This is a genomic window from Streptomyces sp. NPDC001663, assembly GCF_042893105.1.
Classification (GTDB): domain Bacteria; phylum Actinomycetota; class Actinomycetes; order Streptomycetales; family Streptomycetaceae; genus Streptomyces.
Genome location: NZ_JBIAUR010000001.1, coordinates 688405 through 707623, shown reverse-complemented (window position 1 = coordinate 707623; position 19219 = coordinate 688405). Strand labels below are relative to the sequence as shown.

Genomic DNA, 19219 nt, shown 5'->3' with positions numbered 1-19219 from the left:
GGCGATCGGATCAACCGCGGGCGGCGGCCAGGGATTCCCTGGCTGCGGCGGCGACGTTCTCGGGGGTGAAGCCGAACTCGGCGAACAGGGTCTTGGCGTCAGCGGAGGCGCCGAAGTGCTCGAGGGAGACGATGCGTCCTGCGTCACCTGTGAACCGGTACCACGTCAGACCGATGCCGGCCTCGACGGCGACGCGGGCTCGCACGGACGGCGGAAGGACCTGCTCGCGGTACTCGCGCGGCTGCTCCTCGAACCACTCCACGGACGGCATCGACACGACACGCGTACCGATCCCCTCGGCCTCCAGCTGCTCGCGCGCGGCGACGGCGAGCTGGACCTCGGAGCCGGTGGCGATGAGGACGACGTCCGGGGTCTCCTTCGAGGACTCCTCGAGGACGTAACCGCCCTTGGCCGCATCGGGGTTGGGCGCGTAGGTCGGCACGCCCTGACGGGTGAGCGCGAGGCCGTGCGGGGCCGGGTTCGTCGCGTGCCGCTTGAGGATCTCGGCCCAGGCGATGGCGGTCTCGTTGGCGTCGGCCGGGCGGACGATGTTCAGGCCCGGGATGGCGCGCAGCGAGGCAAGGTGCTCGACCGGCTGGTGGGTCGGGCCGTCCTCGCCGAGACCGATGGAGTCATGGGTCCAGACGTATGTCACCGGGAGCTGCATGAGGGCCGACATCCGCACCGCGTTGCGCATGTAGTCGGAGAACACCAGGAAGGTGCCGCCGTAGATGCGGGTGTTGCCGTGCAGGGCGATGCCGTTCATCTCCGCGGCCATCGAGAACTCGCGGATGCCGAAGTGGACGGTACGGCCGTACGGGTCGGCCTCGGGCAGCGGGTTTCCCTCCGGCAGGAAGGACGACGTCTTGTCGATGGTGGTGTTGTTCGAGCCGGCCAGGTCGGCGGAGCCGCCCCACAGCTCGGGGAGCACGGCACCGAGCGCCTGCAGCACCTTGCCGGAGGCGGCGCGGGTGGCGACCGACTTGCCCTCCTCGAAGACCGGCACGGCGTCCTCCCAGCCCTCGGGGAGCTGACCGGCGACGATCCGGTCGAAGAGGCGTGCGCGCGCGGGCTGGTCCCAGCGCCACTGTTCGAGGTGCTTGTCCCAGAGGGAGTGCGCCTGGGCACCGCGGTCGAGGGCCTCGCGTGTGTGGGCCAGAACATCGGCGTCGACCTGGAAGGACTGCTCGGGGTCGAAGCCGAGGATGCGCTTGGTGGCGGCGATCTCCTCGGCGCCGAGCGCGGAGCCGTGGGAGGCCTCGGTGTTCTGCGCGTTCGGGGCGGGCCAGGCGATGATCGTGCGCATCGCGACGATGGACGGCCGCTCGGTCTCGGCCTGCGCGGCCTTCAGCGCCGTGTACAGGGCCGGTACGTCGATGTCGCCGCCGAGTGCGGGCTCGACGCGCTGCACGTGCCAGCCGTAGGCCTCGTAGCGCTTCAGTACGTCCTCGGAGAACGCGGTCGCGGTGTCGCCCTCGATGGAGATGTGGTTGTCGTCGTAGAGGAAGACCAGGTTGCCGAGCTTCTGGTGGCCGGCGAGCGAGGAGGCCTCGGCGGAGACGCCCTCCTCCAGGTCGCCGTCGGAGACGATCGCCCAGATGGTGTGGTCGAACGGGGACTCGCCCTCGGCCGTCTCCGGGTCGAACAGACCGCGCTCGTAACGGGCGGCCATCGCCATGCCGACCGCGTTCGCGACACCCTGGCCGAGCGGCCCGGTGGTGGTCTCGACGCCGGCGGTGTGCCCGTACTCGGGGTGGCCGGGCGTCTTGGAGCCGTGGGTCCGGAAGGCCTTCAGGTCGTCCAGCTCGACCTCGTACCCGGAGAGGAACAGCTGGGTGTAGAGGGTCAGCGAGGTGTGGCCGGGGGAGAGAACGAAACGATCCCGGCCGGTCCACTCGGGGTCGGCGGGATCGTGACGCATCAACTTCTGAAAGATCGTGTACGCGGCCGGGGCGAGGCTCATCGCGGTGCCCGGGTGGCCGTTGCCGACCTTCTGTACCGCGTCAGCCGCCAGCAGACGGGCGGTGTCGACGGCGCGCCGGTCGAGTTCGGTCCATTCGAAGCTGTCCGGTGTCTGCGTACTCATCTTCAAGAAGTCCTCGATCGAAGAGGGGATTCGGCTCGGTTGCGTTCAAACTTAAAAGTCTGACTTTTAAGGGGGAAGGTCGCCGTGTGTCAGCCTGTGGTGAAAGTGGGACACGGAGGGCTTCGGCCGGGCGGCGTGAGAAGGACATGGCGGACAGAACCATCCAAGGTGGAGACGGTGACGGAGGGGTGGACGGCATTCGAACGTTCCCTTTCCCGGTTGAGCTGAGCGTGGGCGGAGTCGGCATGCACGTCGGCCCGATGGGGCTCGACCGCCCCTGGCACGCCGAGGGGGCACCGCTGGAGCGCGTGCACCGCATCGACTTCCATGTGGTGATGCTCTTCGACGGCGCCCCCGTCCGCCACATGATCGACTTCGCCGAGTACCAGGCGGCGGCCGGCGACCTGCTGTGGATCCGCCCCGGCCAGGTCCACCGCTTCTCGCGCACGAGCGAGTACCGCGGAACCGTCCTGACCATGCAGCCCGGCTTCCTGCCCCGCGCCACGGTGGAGGCCACCGGCCTCTACCGCTACGACCTGCCGCCGCTGCTCCACCCCGACGGGCCGCAACTGACCGCTCTGCAGTCGGCGCTCGCCCAGCTCCGACGCGAGTACGAGGACACCACGACCCTGCCGCTGAGCCTGCACACCGCGGTGCTGCGCCACTCCCTGACGGCGTTCCTGCTGCGCCTCGCCCACCTGGCCGCCAGCTCCGCGGAGGCGGTCCGCCGCCAGTCGGACACGACGTTCACCCTCTTCCGCGACGCCGTGGAGAAGAACTTCGCCACCAACCACAGCGTCAGCGCCTACGCCGACTCCCTCGGCTACTCCCGCCGCACCCTCGTGCGCGCGGTCCGCGCCGCCACCGGCGAGACCCCCAAGGGCTTCATCGACAAGCGGGTGGTCCTCGAGGCCAAGCGCCTCCTTGCCCACACGGACATACCGATCGGCCGTGTCGGCGCGGCGGTCGGCTTCCCGGACGCGGCGAACTTCTCCAAGTTCTTCCACCAGCACACGGAGATGACGCCGGCCGCGTTCCGGGCGGAGCTGCGCTGACGGAACGGGCAGGCGCGGACGGGGAGTTGGCGCCTGCTTGACCCGGGCTTTGCTGTGCGTTGCCTGTGCGTGGCGTGATCTTTGCCCGGCGGGTCCCACGGTTCTTCTGGCCTTCACTCAGTTCCGGCACAGGACCTCTAGCGTTACGGCGCCTCCCCCCGCGCGTCCGTCACTTCTGTCCGGAGGACAGTCATGACCGCCGTCAAGGCACCCAAGCGCAACCGCCGTTCCCTCACCGCTCTCGCCGGGGCCGTCGCCCTCACCGCCACCTCGATCGGGCTGTGGGCCGTCACGGCCTCCACCGCTCAGGCCGCCGCTCTTCCGACCCCCGACCACGTGGTGGTCGTGGTGATGGAGAACCACGCCTACTCCCAGGTGATCGGCAGCTCCAGCGCCCCGTACATCAACAACACCCTCAAGGCGGGTGGCGCCAACCTCACCCAGTCCTACGGCCTCACCCACCCCAGCGAGCCGAACTACTACATGCTGTTCTCGGGCTCCAACCAGGGCCGCACCGACGACAGTTGTGTCAGCGTCGGGTCCATCTCCGCACCCAACCTGGCGTCCGAGCTGATCGCCGCCGGAAAGACCTGGAAGAGCTACAACGAGTCGCTGCCCAGCCAGGGTTCGACGACCTGCAGCAGTGGCAACTACGCGCAGAAGCACAACCCCTGGTTCGGCTTCTCCAACGTGCCGACCAACACCGCGATGACGTTCGCGCAGTTCCCGACCGACTACACGACCCTGCCCAAGGTCTCGTTCGTCACCCCGAACCTGTGCAGTGACATGCACGACTGCTCGGTCTCCACGGGCGACACCTGGATCAAGAACAACCTGGGCGCGTACGCCACCTGGGCCAAGACGCACAACAGCATCCTCGCCGTCACCTTCGACGAGGACAACAAGCAGTCCGGCAACCGCATCCCCACCGTCTTCTACGGACAGCACGTCACTCCCGGGAGCTCCAGCTCGACCACCTACAACCACTACAACGTCCTGCGGACCGTGGAGGACCTGGCCGGTCTGAGCGCGCACGCGGGCAACGCCGCCTCGGCCTCCGACATCACCGGCATCTGGAACTGACGCCCGTGTATCTCGCGGACTCCCGCAGCACCAAGGCCGCCGTCGTCCCGGACTCCCGTCCGGGGCGGCGGTCGGCCGCCGTGCCCGGCACCGTGCTGGCCCTGGGTGCGGTCAGCCTCATCACGGACATCTCCTCGGAGATGATCACGGCAGTCCTGCCGCTCTACGTGGTCGCGGGCCTGGGCCTCTCGCCCCTCGGTTTCGGGTTCCTCGACGGCATCAACAACGGCGTCGGGGCCCTGGTCCGGCTGGCTGGCGGCCATCTCGCCGACCGGGGAGGCCGGCGGCACAAGGTCGTGGCGGGCCTCGGCTACGGCCTGTCGGCACTGTGCAAGCCGTTCCTGCTGCTCGCCCACACCCTCCCCGTGCTCAGCGCCGTACTCGCGGCCGACCGCACCGGCAAGGGCCTGCGCACGGCCCCCCGGGACGCGATGATCTCGCTGGCCACCGAACCCGAGCACCGGGGACGGGCGTTCGGGGTGCACCGCGCCATGGACACCACCGGCGCACTGCTCGGCCCCCTCGTCGCCTTCGCGGTACTGCGGGCCACCGTCGACGGCTATGACGCGGTCTTCGCGGTCAGCGGCTGCGTCGCCGCACTCGGCGTCCTGGTCCTGGTGCTCTTCGTGCCCCGCCGCATCGCCGCCCCCGCCGATGCCGTACGACCGCCCGAACCGGCCCGGCCCGCGCTGCGGGACGCGATCGGGCTGCTGCGCCGTCCGGAACTGCGCCGGCTCACCGTGTGCGCGGCCCTGCTCGGCCTGACCACCGTCAGCGACTCCTTCCTGTATCTGCTGCTCCAGCGCGAAGGGGACCTGCCCGCCCACCTGTTCCCGCTGCTGCCGCTGGGCACCGCCGCCTTCTTCCTGCTGCTCGCGGTCCCGCTCGGCGCCCTCGCCGACCGCGTCAGCCGCCGCCGGCTCTTCCTGGCCGGCCACGGCGTCCTGCTGCTCGGCTACGGCCTGGTGCTCTCCCCGTGGCACGGGATCCCGGCCGTGGTCGCCGTCCTCGTGCTGCACGGCACCTTCTACGCATCCACCGACGGCGTGCTCGCAGCCGCCACCGCGGGAGCTGTTCCGGCACAACACCAGGGCGCCGGGCAGGCGTTGGTGGGCACCGGGCAGGCGCTGGCCCGGTTCGCCTGCTCGCTCGCCTTCGGTGCGGCCTGGAGCCTGTGGGGCGGGCGGACCGCGCTCGCCGTCACCGCCGCCGCGCTGGCCGTCAGCGCCGTCGTGGCCTCGTTCGTCCTCCGTACCGCCGACGAGGCGCCCGCAACCGCCGATGAGGTGTCCGCATGACCCGAACAACCCGCCTGGTGATCCTGCTGGTCGCCGTCGTCCTGCTCGGCGCGGTCGGCACCGGGTCGGTGCTGTACGCCGCCCACCGGTCGGGCATGAAGGACCAGCAGCAGGCGGACGGTCCGACGGTGAAGACCGGCACCGTCTCGCTCCGGCCGGCCACCCAACGGCGACTGCTGGTGCGCAACCTGGCCTGGGGCCCGCACCGCGACGAGATCGCCACCGTGCCCGCCGACGATCCGCAGGGCCCGCGCACCGTGTCCGGCGTGAAGTGCCTGCGTTTCCACGCGGCGGCCGGTACCGGCATCTGCCTGCAGGCCGTGCACGGCCCGCTGACGGACACCTACCGAGCGGTGGTGCTCGACGCGCACCTGCACCAGCGGCACAGCTTCTCGGCGGCCGGCATCCCCACCCGGGCCCGGGTCTCACCCTCCGGCCACATGGTCGCCTGGACGGTCTTCGTCAGCGGAGACTCCTACGCCGGCACCGACTTCTCCACCCGCACCGCCGTCGTCGACACCCGCACCTGGGCGATCGACGACAACCTGGAGACCTTCCGCGTCGTCAAGGACGGCCGGTCCTACCATGCCGCGGACATCAACATCTGGGGCGTCACCTTCGCCGACGACAACCGCTTCTACGCCACGCTGGCGACCGGCGGCCGGACCTACCTCGTCCGGGGCGACGTCACCGCACGCACCCTCACCACCCTGCACGGCAACGTCGAATGCCCCTCCCTCTCACCCGACGGCACCCGCATCGCCTACAAGAAACGCGTCAAGGGCGCCTCCCCCGACGCCCCTTGGCGGCTGTACGTCCTGAACCTGCGCACCATGAAGGAGACGGCGACCGCCGAGTCGCGCAACATCGACGACCAGGCTCTGTGGGCCGACGACTCCACCCTCGTCTACTCCCTCCCCGGCGACTACGGCTCGGACCTGTGGACCGTCCCCGCCGACGGCACCGGCACGGCGCGCCGCCTGATGACCTCCGCCCTCGCCCCCGCCTATCTGGGGTGAGGGGCCGATGCCCCGCGAAGCCGCACCGGCCTCGCGGGGCATCGTCGACACACCGCTCAGTGCCCGAAGTCGAACCAGTTCACGTTCACGAAGTCCGCCGACTGGCCGCTGCTGAAGGTCAGATACACGTCGTGCGTGCCCGTCACCGAGCTGATGTTGGCCGGGACCGTCTGCCAGGTCTGCCAGCCGCCCGTGTTGGCGATCGAGAAGCTGCCGATGGGGGTGCTCGTGGCGCTGTCGAGGCGCACCTGGACCAGGCCGCTCACCCCGCTCGCCGCGCCGCTCGCCACCCGGGCGTAGAACTGGGTGGCCGCCGTGGAGCCGAAGTTGACGCCCTTGTAGAGGGCCCAGTCGCCGTTCGCGATGTAGCCGACGTCCGAGCCGCCGCCGGTGTCGGAGGTGGTCTCCGTGCTGATGCCGGACTGGCTGTCGTACGACTCGGCCTGGATGGCGCTGTAGGCGTCACGGTTGCCGGACGGCGGGGTCGTGCTGCCGCTCCCGCTCGCCGAGAGCACCTGGACGTAGTCGACGACCATGGGCACACCGGACTGTGTGTCGCCGTCCAGGCCGCCGCCGAGGGCGTCCGGGAAGGCGCCGCCCATCGCCACGTTCAGGATCAGGAAGAAGCCGTGGTTGGTGGCGTTGGCCCAGGTGGTGGCATCCACCTGACTGGCCGTCACGGTGTGGTAGTTGACGCCGTCGACGTAGAAGCGGATCGCCTCGGGGCTCACCGAGCGGTCCCACTCCATGGTGTAGGTGTGGAAGCCCGACTGGCAGGTGGTGTTCGGGCAGGCGGTCGAATTGCCGATGCCCGTCGTCTCGTTGCACGGCCCGCCCGGGTTCGTGCCGCAGTGCATCGTCGCCCAGACCTTGTTCATGCCCTGGACGTTCTCCATGATGTCCAGCTCGCCGACGCTCGGCCAGTTCTGGTAGTTGCCGCGGTAGGGGGCGCCCAGCGCCCAGAACGCCGGCCAGTAGCCCTCGGCCGCGGTCCCGGTGACGTTGGGCATCTGGATCCGGGCCTCGACGCGCAGCTTGCCGCCGGCCGGGGGCTGGAAGTCGGTGCGCTGGGTCTCGATACGGCCCGAGGTCCAGTTTCCGGCCGAGTTGCGGATCGGGGTGATCTTCAGGTTGCCGTTGCCGTCGAGCGCGACGTTGCTGGTGCTGTTCGTCATCGTCTCGACCTCGCCGGTGCCCCAGTTGGCGGGGCCGCCGGGATACGAAGTCCCGGTGTCGTACTGCCAGTTGGAGGTGTTGACGCCGGTACCGGCGGAGCCGTTGAAGTCGTCGAGGAAGACCTGTGACCAGCCCGCCGGGGGAGTGGGCGCGGAGGCGTCGGCGGACTGGGTGGCGGCCGTGGCGAGCGCGGCCGCCAGTCCGATCGTGCTGAGTACGGCGATGAGTGAGCGTCGCCGTCTGGGTATGCCGGAGGTTGCACTCATGGGGGTGCCTCCCGGGTACGGGGTGATGGCTGCGGGTGGCTTTGAGAGCGCTCTCAAAGTGGGCCCAATGTGCTCCTGGCCATCTCCACCGTCAAGAGTTAAAGCAAGGAAAGTCCTTCCCTCGCAGGTGAGTTCACCCCATGAATGGTGTTTCTGCGGGTATGCGTCAGACCGCGCTCCCCGCCTTCCACTCGGCCCACGACAGGTTCCAGCCGTTCAGGCCGTTGGCCGGATCCACCGTCTTCTCGCCAGAGTTCTTGACGATGACGACGTCGCCGAGCATCGAGGAGTTGTAGAACTTGTAGCCCGCCACCGAGCTGTCGTTCGCGCCCTTGGCGTCGTGCAGGCCCACGCAGCCGTGGCTGGTGTTCTGGTGACCGAACACCGAGGTGGACGCCCAGTAGTTGCCGTGCACGAAGGTTCCGGAGGTGGTCAGGCGCTGGGCGTGCGGGACGTCGGAGATGTCGTACTCGTCGCCGAGCCCGACCGTCGAGGACTCCATACGGGTCTGCTTGAACCGCTCGCTGATCACCATGATCCCGGACCAGGTGGTGTGCTGGGCGTTGCCGCCGCTGACCGGGTAGGTGGCGATCGTGCTGCCGTCCCGCTCGACCACCATCTCCTTGGCGGACAGGTCGACCGTGCTGATCTGCGCGCGGCCGATGTGGAAGGTGACGTCCTTCTGCTGGACGCCGTAGACGCCGTCCGAGCCTTCGATGTCCTTCAGTTGCAGGCCGAGGGTGATTTTCGTGCCGGCCGCCCAGTACGTCTCCGGGCGGAAGTCGAGCCGGGTGTCGCTGAACCAGTGGCCGACGACCTCGACCGCGGGTTCGGCGGTCACCGTGATCGCCTTCTGGACGGCGGCCCGGTCCTTCACGGCGTGCGTGAAGTTGATCGAGACGGGCATGCCGACGCCGGACGTCGAGTTCGCCTCGGGCGTGAAGTAGCCGACGAAGGTCTCACCGGGCGACCTGGTGGTGAAGGTCGCGGTCTGCGCCGAGGCGCCCTCCGGTGTGGCCGAGACCGTGTACTTCGTGCCCGAGTACGGGTTCTTCGCCGAAGTCCACCTGGTCTTCGCGTCGTTGAAGGAACCGGCCAGCGTGGAGCCGTCGTTGCCGGTGACCTTCACCGAAGCGAGGGTGCCGTCGGTCACGGTGACCTGGACGGGGCTGGAGAACGCGGCCTTCTTGGTGCCGTCGGCGGGTGTGACCGAGACGGTGGGCTTCTTCGCGGCGGCCTTCGCGGACGTGTCCGACTTCGGCGTCCCCTCCGAGGCGCCCGCCGAACTGCTGCATCCGGTCAGTGCGGCGGCGGCCGGTGCGATGCCGAGCACCGCGAGCAGCCCGCGCCGGGACCACTTCTCCGACTGCTGCTCGGACCGGTTCGATATGTGCGAGACGCCCACGGCAGGCCTTTCTGGGATGTCCACCTTTTCCGGGTGCATCCTGCGCCGCGTAGATTTGTTGATCCTTTGAATTTCCGGGCCGATTCCTGAGATTCCTGTGAGGAGTCGCCCTGAGAAGGCCCGAAACCACGGTTGTCTCAGCCCTCGGGATTGTGAACAGAGTATGAGCGGCCCGACCGGGGCTGAGTATCGGGTGAGGTACGTGCCACGTGTATGGCTTTCCCATCTTCCCGGTCGGAATAGTGGGGAACGAGCAACGACCGACCACCGCCGGAGGTATACGTGACCGAAGTCCGCGAGCCGCACACCGTGGCCGTCGTCGGAGCGGGCGCGGCGGGCACGCTGACCGCCGTCCAGCTCTGCGAGACGGCCACGCGCCGCCGGACACCGCTCGAGCTGGTCCTGATCGACCCGGCACCGGAGGCGGGCCGCGGCACCGCGTACGCCACGCGCGACCCACGGCACCGCCTCAACGTGCCCGCGGGCGGGATGAGTTGCTACCCGGACGAGCCGGACCACTTCACCCGCTGGCTGTGCCGGCACGGCGAACCCGCGGTCACCGGCGCGGACTTCGCCACCCGCTACCGCTTCGGCGCCTACCTCGCCGACACCCTCGCGCAGGCCGTCGTCCGGGCCCAGGGGACGGTTCGTGTACGACGGCTGCGCACCCGGGCCGAGAGCTGTGCCGGCACGCCCGACGGCCGGGTGGACCTCCGTCTCGCCGACGGGGGGCACCTCACCGCCGACAGCGCGGTCCTGGCCACCGGGCCGGCGGCTCCCTCCGCGACCTGGGCCCCGCCCGCCCTGCGCGCCGCCGCCCGCTTCGTCGCCGCACCCTGGACCATCGGCGCCTTGGACGGCCCCCTCGCCGACACCGCCGACGTCCTCCTCGTCGGCACCGGCCTCACGGCCGTCGACCTCGCCCTGACCCTCGACCGCCCCGGCCGTACGATGCATGCCCTGTCCCGCAGCGGCCTGCTGCCCCAGCCGCACGCGCTCACCCCGGCCGGCCCGATGAGCCCGCCGGAGGACCTCGACGACATCTCCCTGGGCCGCCTGCGCCGCAGCGTCTACCGCCACATCAGCCGCTCCGTGCGCACCCACGGCGACTGGCGGCCCGCTCTCGACAGCCTGCGCCCGCACACCGCCCGCCTGTGGCACAGCCTCACCCCCGAGGACCGCGCCGAATTCCTCGCCCGCGAGGGCACGTTGTGGAACACCCACCGCCACCGCATGGCGCCCGCGACCGCCGAGTGGGTCTCCCGGGCCCGCACGGCACGACGGCTCGGCGTGCACACGGGCACGGTGACGGATGCGGTGGAACACGACGGCTCGCTCGTGGTCACCCTCTCCAACGGCCGTACGCTGCATGTCGGTTGGGTGATCGATTGCACGGGGCCGGGACGGCACCTCGACGACCCCCTGTGGGGTTCGCTGTTCGCGTCCGGCGCCGCGGTCGCCGGCCCGCTCGGCATGGGCGTGGCCACCCGCGACGGGCGGCTGCTGGACGCCGAGGGCCGCGCCGAGCGCCCGCTGTTCACCCTGGGCGCCCCGCGTCGTGGCGAGCTGTGGGAGACGACGGCGATCCCCGAGATCCGGGTCCAAGCCGCCGCACTGGCAGGGCAGTTGCTCGCCCCGCCGACTCGCAGGCAGCGCCCCTCCCGCCGTCCCGTCGACGGCCACGGCCTCGCGCTCTCCACCCACGCCGAGGCGGCCGCGGCCTACCGCAGCGGCCTGAACCGGGTCCTGAAGGTCCGCACGGGCGCCGAGGACGCCTTCGCCCGTGCGGTCGCCCTCGACCCCGGGTTCGCCCTCGGCCATGCGGCGCTCGCCCTGCTCGGCCACGAGTGCGGTGCCGCCGTCGACGTACCCCGAGCCCTGGCCGAGGCGCAGCGCAGCGCGCGGGAACGAGCCGACGAGCGGGAGCGCTCCTTCGTGGACGTGATCACCCGCCGGGTGCACGACGACGCGGGGGACGAGGCGCTCGTACGACATCTGGACGCGCACCCGGCCGACGCGCTGGCGCTCGCGGCGGCCGTGCCCACCATCGCCTTCTCCGGCGTCACCGACCTCGACGGCGACCAGGCCCTGACACTGGTCGAGCGGACGTCTCCCGCCTACGACGGGCACTGGTTCCACACCTCGCTGCTCGCCTTCCTCCGCCAGGAGCAGGGCCGGCTGCACGAGGCCGGCGAACTCGCGCACCGGGCCCTGGCCCTGGAGCCCTCCTCGGGACATGCCGTGCACGCGCTCGCGCACGTCCACTACGAGTCCGGCGCGCACGAGGCGGGCCGCGACTGGCTGGATGCGTGGGTGTCCGGGCAGGGGCGCGGCGCGGTCCACCGGGCGCACTTCTCCTGGCACATCGCCCTGCACGAACTCGCCCTGGACGACCCGGCGGCGGTGCGCAGGCGCTGGTTCGCGCAGCTCGCGCCGGGCCGGGTGGTGACCGGGGTGCGGGCGCTGGTCGACTCGGGGTCGCTGCTGTGGCGGGCCCGGCTGAGCGACAGCTGGCGGGGCGAACTGCCCGCCGCGGACGTGCTGGACACGGTCGCGCGGGACGTCCTGGAGCGTCCGGCGACCGCCTTCACCGCCCTGCACGCAGCCGTCGCGCTCGCCGCCGCGGGGGACCTGCCGGCCCTGCACCGACTGCGCGACCATGCCGCCGGGGCCGACGAGGTGCAGCGCGAGGTCATCGCCCCGCTCTGCGAGGCCTTCGCCGCACTCGTCGAGGAGCGCTTCCACGAGGCGGCCCACGGCCTCGACGCACTGCTGCCGGTCCTGCGCCGGGTCGGCGGCAGCGCGGCCCAGCGTGAGGTCGTCGAGGAGACGTTGCTGTACGCCCTGGTCGCGGCGGGCAGGTGCGACGCGGCACGGCGACTGCTGGACATCCGCCTGGACCGCAAGGAGGCCCCACGGGACCGCCGCCTTCGGGCGGGCCTGCCGGCCTGAGCAACACGCGACAGAGCGCCGCGGTGCGTCCCTCACCCCCGTCGGGGGACGCACCGCGGCCATCCGGTGAGCGGTCAGCTGTGCGTCAACTCCGGCTGTTCCGCGGGCTCTTCACGCAATCCGAACCGGTCGTGCGCCCGCCGCAGCGGCTTCGGTGCCCACCACGCCCGCCGCCCCAGCAGCGTCATCGTCGCCGGAACCAGCAGCATCCGTACGACCGTTGCGTCGATCAGCACTGCGAGGGTGAGCCCGAGGCCGATCTGGAGGATCGGGGAGAACCCGCCCGTCATGAAGGCGCCGAAGACGACCGCGAGGAGCAGCGCGGCGCAGGTGACCACGCGGCCCGAGCGGCGCAGGCCCTCGACCACGGCTTCCTGGTCGTCGCCCGTCAGCCGCCTCGCCTCACGCATCCGGGCCAGGATGAACAGCTCGTAGTCCATGGCCAGTCCGAAGGCGATCGCGACGATCAGCGGCGGCGCGGTCAGGCTCAGCGCGCCCAGTCCCTCGGCGCCCAGCAGGCCCGCCAGGTGGCCGTCCTGGAAGACCCACACCACCACGCCGAGCGCGGCGCCCAGGCTGAGCAGTGTGGTCAGGACCGTGCGCAGCGGGATCAGCAGCGAGCCCGTGAACGCGAACAGGAGGACGAGGATGCCCGCGAGGACGGTCACGGCGGCCCAGGGCGCCCGGTCGGAGAGCATCGCCCGGAAGTCGACCAGACGGGCGGCCGGGCCGGTGACCTGGACCGGTTCGGCGCCTCGGACGTCGCGTACCTGCTCGACCAGGTCGGTGGCCTCCTTGCCGTCCACCCGGCCCGAGGGCTGCAGCTGAACGACCGTGGTGCCGCCCGGCAGTTCACGGGACCGGGCCGTGGGGGACAGGGCGCTGATCCGGCCGGCCGTCGCCGGATCGGTGCCCGGCTTGACGACGACCGTGACCGGGGAGACGCCGGTGCCCGGCGGGAAGTGCGCGTCGACCGTGTCGTACAACTGCCGTGCCTCGGTGCTGGAGGGCAGTTGCGTCGCGTCGCCGATCTCGATCTTCAGGCCGGTGACGGGCAGGGCGAGGACGAGCAGGGCCGGTACGACGGTGGCGAGTACGGCGATACGGCGGCGGGCCGCGAAGCGGGCGACGCGGGCGAAGAAGCGGCCCTCCTCGCCCTCCGGCCTGGTCCTCGCCGGGGCGATCTTCGCACCGAACCTCGCGAGCAGCGCCGGCAGCAGTGTCAGCGCGGCCAGCATGTCGATGACCACGACCGCCGCCACGGCCAGGCCCATGCTGCGCAGGAACACGCTGGGGAAGACCAGCAGTCCGGTCAGGCTGACGGCCACCGTCAGCCCGGAGAACAGCACGGTCCGCCCGGCCGCGGCGACCGTCCGGTGCACGGCCTCGGTGACGTCCGCGGTGTGCCGCCGTTCCTCGCGGAAGCGCACCAGCATCAACAGGGCGTAGTCCACGGCCAGTCCGAGCCCCAGCATGGTGGTGACCTGGATCGCGTACACCGAGATGTCGGTGACCTGGCTGAACCCGAACAGCGCCAGGAACGCGCCCGCGATCCCGCTGACCGCGATCACCAGCGGCAGCGCTGCCGCGCGCAGCCCGCCGAACACGACGAGCAGCAGGGCGAGTACGACGGGCAGGGAGATCAACTCGGCGTTCTTCACGTCCTCCTGGGCCCGCTCGCCGAGCTGCTTGCCCAGCAACGGGCCGCCGCTGACGTGGACTTCGGGTGCGTCGATCTGCTTGATGCGGTCCGCGGCCGCGTCCACGGCCTTTTCCTCGGCGTCGTCGTCGAGGCCCCCCTTGAGGGTGACCGGGACGATCAACGCCCGTCCGTCCTCGGCGGTCAGGCCGCGGGTCTTGTACGGGTCCGGCACGGCGGCGACCCCGGCGATACGGCGTACGTCGGCAACCGCCTTCTCCACCTGGCCGCGCAGCCCGGGGTCGGAGACGGCGACGCCCTCGACGACGGCGGTGATCGACTCGCCCGTCGGGTCGACGCGGTCCAGGTACTCGGCGGCGTGCTCCGACTCGGTGCCGGGGACCTCGGGCACGTTGTCGGAGAGCCGCCCGAAGACGCCCGTACCCAGCCCGAAGCCGAGCAGCAGGAAGAGCACCCACAGAAGGATGACGGTCAGCGGGCGGCGGGTCGCCGTCCGGGCGAGTGAGGAGAGCACGGTGCCTCCCGGCGAGTCGTCGGTTCTCAACGCCCTCAGACTCGTGCCGGGGAGGGTGCCGCCGGATCGCCGGAAGGAGCGGTTTCCAGGCCTCGGTCGTGCGGGGGAGGCGGCGGCTCGGCTCACTCCTGAGAGGGAGGCGGCGGGAATCCTGCGAGCCATTGCCGGGTTGACCGAGCAAGGAAGCCGTGATCATGGAGGAGCCCGTATGTCCGAGGAACCCGCTGTCCGCGAACTCCGTCTCGTCGTCACGGCGCCCGACTACGACGAGGCCCTGCGCTTCTACCGCGACGTCCTCGGCCTGCCCGAGCGCGCCGCGTTCTCCTCGCCCGACGGCCGCGTCACCATCCTGGAGGCGGGCCGGGCCACCCTGGAGCTCACCGACCCGAACCACGCCGCCTTCATCGACGAGGTCGAGGTGGGCCACCGGGTGGCCGGACACATCCGGGTCGCCTTCCAGGTCGCCGACTCCACCGACGCCACGGCCCGCCTCGCCGCCGCCGGGGCCGAGGTCCTCGCCGAGCCGACGCGCACCCCGTGGAGCTCCCTGAACTCCCGCCTGGAGGCCCCGGGAGCCCTCCAGCTGACCCTCTTCGAGGAACTCGGCGGCTAGGAGGTACCGGGCGTCACGAGCCCCGTCTCGTACGCGCAGATCACCGCCTGCACCCGGTCCCTCAGGCCCAGCTTGCTCAGCACGTTGCTGACATGCGTCTTGACGGTGTGCTCGCTCACGAAGAGCGTCGTGGCGATCTCGGCGTTCGACAGCCCGCGGGCCAGCATCCGCAGGGTCTCCACCTCGCGCGCGGTCAGGGCGTCCAGCCGCTCGGGGGTCACTTCGGTGGTGGCCTCCTCCCGGCGGCGCTTCACGATGTCCGCGACCAGCCGCCGGGTCACCGTCGGCGCGAGCAGGGAGTCGCCGGCCGCGACGACCCGTACGGCGTGCACGAGGTCGTCGCGGCGCACGTCCTTCAGCAGGAAGCCGCTCGCGCCCGCGTACAGCGCTTCGTAGACGTACTCGTCCAGGTCGAACGTCGTCAGCATGACGACCTTGCAGCAGGACTGCGCACACACCCGCCGGGCCGCCTCCAGCCCGTCCATCACCGGCATACGGATGTCGAGCAACAGCACGTCGGGCGTGTGCTGTTGGACGGCGGCGACCGCTTCGGCGCCGTCCCCGGCCTCGGCGACCACCTCGATGTCCTGCTGCGCCTCGAGGATCATGCTGAAGCCGCTGCGGACCAGTTCCTGGTCGTCGGCGACGACCACCCGGATGCTCACCCCAGCGCCGCCTGCCGATCGGACACCGCGGGCAGGCGTACGAGGACACGGAAGCCGCCGTCCGGTCCGCGCCCGGCCTCCGCGCTGCCCCCGCACGCGGCGGCCCGCTCCCGGATGCCGATCAGCCCGTGCCCGCCGCCCGGTGCCGTAGGGCCCCGTCCGTCGTCCGTCACCGTCAGGGTCAATTGGTCCTCATCCCAGTCGAGTTCGACGGTCGCGCAGGAAGCGTACGCATGCTTCACGGTGTTGGTCAGGGCCTCCTGCACCACACGGTAGGCGGCGATCTCGGCGTCCGCGGGCAGGGGGCGCGGCTCGCCCGTCGTACGCAACTCCACGCGCAGACCGGTGGATTCGGCGACCTGGCGCACCAGAACAGGCAGCGCCGCCACGCCCGGCTGCGGTGAAGTCCCGTTGCGCTGCTCCTCCTTGAGGACGCCGAGGATGCGCCGCAGTTGCGCCATCGCGTCGCGCCCGGCCGCCGCGATCGCGTCGAACGAGGCCTCCGCGCGCTCCGGATCACTGCGCACGACCACGGGACCGGCCTCCGCCTGGACGACCATGAGGCTCACCGCGTGCGCCAGGATGTCGTGCATGTCCCGGGCGATCCGGGCGCGTTCCTGGACGATGGCCCGCGCCGTGTCCGCGGCCCGCTCCCGCTCCAGGCGCCGGGCCCGGTCCTCCAACTCCGCGGTGTAGGCCCGCTGGACGCGGGCGAGCCATCCGAGTGCGTAGGCGCAGGCGATGCACAGCAGATGGAAGGCGTACTCGAAGGGCCTGGCGTGCTCCTTGTGCTGCATGGTGACGGAGACCCCGATCACCCACCCGACCAGCATCATGCGCCGCTGCCAGGGCAGGCCGCGGGCGGCCATGGTGTAGAGGACGACCAGCCCGCCGTACATCACGTCGGGTGGCGGCGCGTGGTAGACGGCCATGGCGGGCGTGGCCGCCGACACGGTGTAAGCGGTCGCGAGCGGCGCCCGCCGCCGCCACACCAGCGGCACCGCCGTGGCTGCACCCAGCAGCCAGCCCTGCCAGGTGAGCCGGTCGTCCCCCTCGTCGGGGAAGAGCCACTGCAGCGAGACCGCGAACAGCACGAGCGCGGCGAGGGCGGTGTCGACGACGTACGGATTCGCCGTGCGCAGGCGTGCGGCGACCTGCGTGAACCAGGGCGGCGGGGACATGGGCGGCTCCTGAAGGAGAGAACCGTTCCAGTATCACGAGCGTCCCGGGGACCTGCCTCGCCGGTGAGAGGGATATCCGGTGCTAGTCAGCGGAGCACAGCGGACCGGCCCCGCTTTGTCACCCTTTAACTATCAGTGCTCACCTACTCGTCCGTAACCTCGCGGCTCCCACTCACCGTGCAGAAGGGACTTTGTGATGGTGAAGAGGAGAGCCGCACTGCTCGGGGCCGGAGCACTCCTGGGCGGGCTGTTGGCCGTGCCGGCCGTGACCGCGTCGGCCGGGACGAGCGGGTCGTGCACCGACGCCGACGCCGCGATCTACCGGCCGCCGGCGACCGCGAGCGCCGCACCGGGCGAGGTCGTCGCCTGCCGCCGCGTCGACTCGCTGCCCATGATCGGCACCGGCACCCCGGTCGACGCCTGGAAGGTGCAGTACGGATCCACCGACGGCCACGGCCGCAAGGACACCGCCGCCGGCACCGTGATCGTGCCCCGGGAGGCGTGGCAGGGCACGGGCGAGCGGCCGCTCGTCGCGTTCGTGCCCGGCACCCTCGGCATCGGACCGCAGTGCGCCTTCTCCAAACAGCTCGCCGGCCAGTACCAGGACGCCTACGAGGGACCGAACATCGCCGCGCTGCTCAAGGCCGGCTTCGCCGTCGCGGCCACCGACGGCGCCGGCTACCTCGACGGCCAGGTCCACCCGTACGTCTCCGGCGCCGACGCGGGACACGCCGTGCTCGACATGGTGCGCGCCGCGACCAGGCTGCCCGGCAGCGGAGTCGGCCCGGAAGCACGGGTCGGGATCTGGGGCTACTCGGAGGGCGGTTCGGGGAGCCTGTGGGCCGCGCAGCTCGCCAAGTCGTACGCACCCGAAGTGCACGTCGTGGGCGTCGCGTCCGGCGGTGTGCCGGGCGATCTGAAGCAGGTCGGCAACTCGCTCAACGGCGGGGCGTTCGCCGGTTTCCTGGTGGACGCGGTGATCGGTCTGTCGGTCACCCACCCGGACATGCCGTTCGACGGACTCCTCAACGACACGGGACGCAAGGCGGTCAAGGACGCCGAGTCGCTCTGCGCGGTCGGCACGGTCGCGCGCTTCGCGGGCGCCCGCGTCGAGAACTACACCAAGGACAGGCTGACCCTCGACCAGCTCTACGCCCTGCGCGGCCCCGACGGCACCACCTGGGGCCGGATAGCCGACGGCAACAAACTCGGCGTCGGCGTGGGTCGGTCGGGTTCCGGCGCCCGCTACGAGATCGGCTTCCCGGTCCTGCAGTACCGCGGCATCTTCGACGAGGTGATCCCCGCCGAGACCGGCCAGGGCACGCGCCGGGCGTACTGCGACGCGGGGATAGCGACACAGTGGAAGTCGTACGCCGGCGACCATCTCCTCGGCGACCCGCAGTCGATCGGCGACTCGGTGACCTGGCTGGCCGACCGGTTCGCGGACAAACCGATGCGCGGAAACTGCTGAGCAGTCCCTACGGCACCTTCGCCGGCCGCCACCCCAGCGCCCGCGAGATGCCGAGCGCCGCAAGCCGCACCGCGGGCACCAGCACCGGTACCTGCGCGTCGGCTTGCGGCACCACCACCGACACCGCGGCGAGAACCGCCCCGCCCGGCCCTCGTACCGGGGCGGCCACCGACAGGGCGTCGTCGGTGACTTGACGGCTGCTCACGGCAACTCCCGTGCGCCGCACGTCCGCCAGCACCCGGCGCAGCCGTACCGGCTCGGTGATGGTGTACGGCGTGAACGACGCGAGCGGGCCCGCGCAGTACTCCTCCTGGAGGTCCGAGTCGGAGTGCGCGAGCAGCGCGAGTCCGACCCCGGTGGCGTGCAGCGGCCAGCGCGCCCCTACGCGGATGTGGACGCCGACCGCGCTGCGACCGGAGATCCACTCGATGTAGACGACCTCCCCGCCGTCCCGTACTGCCAGCTGCACGTTCTCGTGGGTCGCCTCGTACAGGTCCTCCAGATACGGCAGCGCGAGCTGCCGCAGCGCGAGGCCGCGCGGCGCGAGTGCGGCGACCTCCCACAGCCTGAGCCCGACGTGATAGACGCCGGAGTCGTCCCGCTCCAGGGCGCCCCAGTCGGTCAGGGCGCCCACCAGCCGGTGCGCGGTGGTGAGGGTGAGTCCGGCCCGGCGGCTGATGTCCGTCAGGGACAGCGCCGGGTGCTCGTGGTCGAACGCGGCGAGCACGGCCAGCAGCCGGTCGGGCGCGGAGCGGACGGTCATCGCCGGGTGCCT

General features: G+C 71.4%; 14 protein-coding genes. 7 read left to right on the top strand and 7 right to left on the bottom strand.

Features of this window, described 5'->3' with window-relative positions; translation table 11 throughout:
- Nucleotides 1-10 precede the first annotated feature (10 nt).
- Nucleotides 11-2086, bottom strand: coding sequence for a transketolase (gene tkt / locus ACFY1L_RS03360; protein WP_388817404.1), 2076 nt, complete (start codon nucleotides 2084-2086; stop codon nucleotides 11-13).
- A 146-nt stretch (nucleotides 2087-2232) separates the two neighbouring features.
- Here tkt and ACFY1L_RS03355 point away from each other — a divergent pair, with 146 nt between their 5' ends.
- The 4 genes from ACFY1L_RS03355 to ACFY1L_RS03340 all read left to right on the top strand — a co-directional run bounded on the left by ACFY1L_RS03355 (nucleotide 2233) and on the right by ACFY1L_RS03340 (nucleotide 6541).
- On the top strand, nucleotides 2233-3141 hold the full coding sequence (locus tag ACFY1L_RS03355) for a helix-turn-helix domain-containing protein (protein ID WP_388817401.1): 909 nt from the start codon (nucleotides 2233-2235) through the stop codon (nucleotides 3139-3141).
- 192 nt (nucleotides 3142-3333) lie between these two features.
- Nucleotides 3334-4224, top strand: coding sequence for an alkaline phosphatase family protein (locus tag ACFY1L_RS03350; RefSeq protein WP_388817398.1), 891 nt, complete (start codon nucleotides 3334-3336; stop codon nucleotides 4222-4224).
- Nucleotides 4225-4229: 5 nt separating this feature from the next.
- A complete protein-coding gene (locus ACFY1L_RS03345) occupies nucleotides 4230-5522 on the top strand; it encodes an MFS transporter (RefSeq protein WP_388817395.1) in 1293 nt (430 codons plus the stop codon).
- Nucleotides 5519-6541, top strand: coding sequence for a TolB family protein (locus tag ACFY1L_RS03340; RefSeq protein WP_388817392.1), 1023 nt, complete (start codon nucleotides 5519-5521; stop codon nucleotides 6539-6541). Before ACFY1L_RS03345 ends, ACFY1L_RS03340 begins: the two co-directional genes overlap by 4 nt.
- Before the next feature lie 56 nt (nucleotides 6542-6597).
- Here ACFY1L_RS03340 and ACFY1L_RS03335 read toward each other — a convergent pair whose 3' ends face one another.
- Together ACFY1L_RS03335 and ACFY1L_RS03330 are read right to left on the bottom strand one after the other, a co-directional pair.
- Nucleotides 6598-7983 (bottom strand): glycoside hydrolase family 16 protein, encoded by a 1386-nt coding sequence (locus tag ACFY1L_RS03335; protein WP_388817389.1) that lies wholly within the window; start codon nucleotides 7981-7983, stop codon nucleotides 6598-6600.
- Nucleotides 7984-8149: 166 nt separating this feature from the next.
- On the bottom strand, nucleotides 8150-9388 hold the full coding sequence (locus ACFY1L_RS03330; RefSeq protein WP_388818913.1) for an Ig-like domain-containing protein: 1239 nt from the start codon (nucleotides 9386-9388) through the stop codon (nucleotides 8150-8152).
- 282 nt (nucleotides 9389-9670) lie between these two features.
- Here ACFY1L_RS03330 and ACFY1L_RS03325 point away from each other — a divergent pair, with 282 nt between their 5' ends.
- Nucleotides 9671-12340 (top strand): FAD/NAD(P)-binding protein, encoded by a 2670-nt coding sequence (locus ACFY1L_RS03325; RefSeq protein ID WP_388817387.1) that lies wholly within the window; start codon nucleotides 9671-9673, stop codon nucleotides 12338-12340.
- A gap of 74 nt (nucleotides 12341-12414) precedes the next feature.
- Here the strand turns inward: ACFY1L_RS03325 and ACFY1L_RS03320 are convergent, their stop codons facing one another.
- Nucleotides 12415-14514, bottom strand: a complete 2100-nt coding sequence (locus ACFY1L_RS03320; RefSeq protein ID WP_388817384.1) for an MMPL family transporter — start codon at nucleotides 14512-14514, stop codon at nucleotides 12415-12417.
- Nucleotides 14515-14722: 208 nt separating this feature from the next.
- Here ACFY1L_RS03320 and ACFY1L_RS03315 point away from each other — a divergent pair, with 208 nt between their 5' ends.
- Nucleotides 14723-15127: a VOC family protein gene (locus ACFY1L_RS03315; protein WP_388817382.1), complete on the top strand. Its 405-nt coding sequence runs from the start codon at nucleotides 14723-14725 to the stop codon at nucleotides 15125-15127.
- Here the strand turns inward: ACFY1L_RS03315 and ACFY1L_RS03310 are convergent.
- Together ACFY1L_RS03310 and ACFY1L_RS03305 are read right to left on the bottom strand one after the other, a co-directional pair.
- On the bottom strand, nucleotides 15124-15792 hold the full coding sequence (locus ACFY1L_RS03310; RefSeq protein WP_388817379.1) for a response regulator: 669 nt from the start codon (nucleotides 15790-15792) through the stop codon (nucleotides 15124-15126). The two genes, ACFY1L_RS03315 and ACFY1L_RS03310, sit on opposite strands and share 4 nt — an antisense overlap.
- Nucleotides 15789-16973, bottom strand: coding sequence for a sensor histidine kinase (locus ACFY1L_RS03305; protein ID WP_388817376.1), 1185 nt, complete (start codon nucleotides 16971-16973; stop codon nucleotides 15789-15791). Before ACFY1L_RS03305 ends, ACFY1L_RS03310 begins: the two co-directional genes overlap by 4 nt.
- 196 nt (nucleotides 16974-17169) lie before the next feature.
- Here ACFY1L_RS03305 and ACFY1L_RS03300 point away from each other — a divergent pair, with 196 nt between their 5' ends.
- The gene (locus tag ACFY1L_RS03300) at nucleotides 17170-18444 is read left to right on the top strand and encodes a lipase family protein (RefSeq protein ID WP_388817372.1); all 1275 of its coding nucleotides are present in this window, start codon (nucleotides 17170-17172) and stop codon (nucleotides 18442-18444) included.
- 7 nt (nucleotides 18445-18451) lie between these two features.
- On the opposite strand, the gene ACFY1L_RS03295 is transcribed toward ACFY1L_RS03300, so the two are convergent.
- Nucleotides 18452-19207: an IclR family transcriptional regulator gene (locus ACFY1L_RS03295; RefSeq protein ID WP_388817369.1), complete on the bottom strand. Its 756-nt coding sequence runs from the start codon at nucleotides 19205-19207 to the stop codon at nucleotides 18452-18454.
- Between the last annotated feature and the right edge of the window lie 12 nt (nucleotides 19208-19219).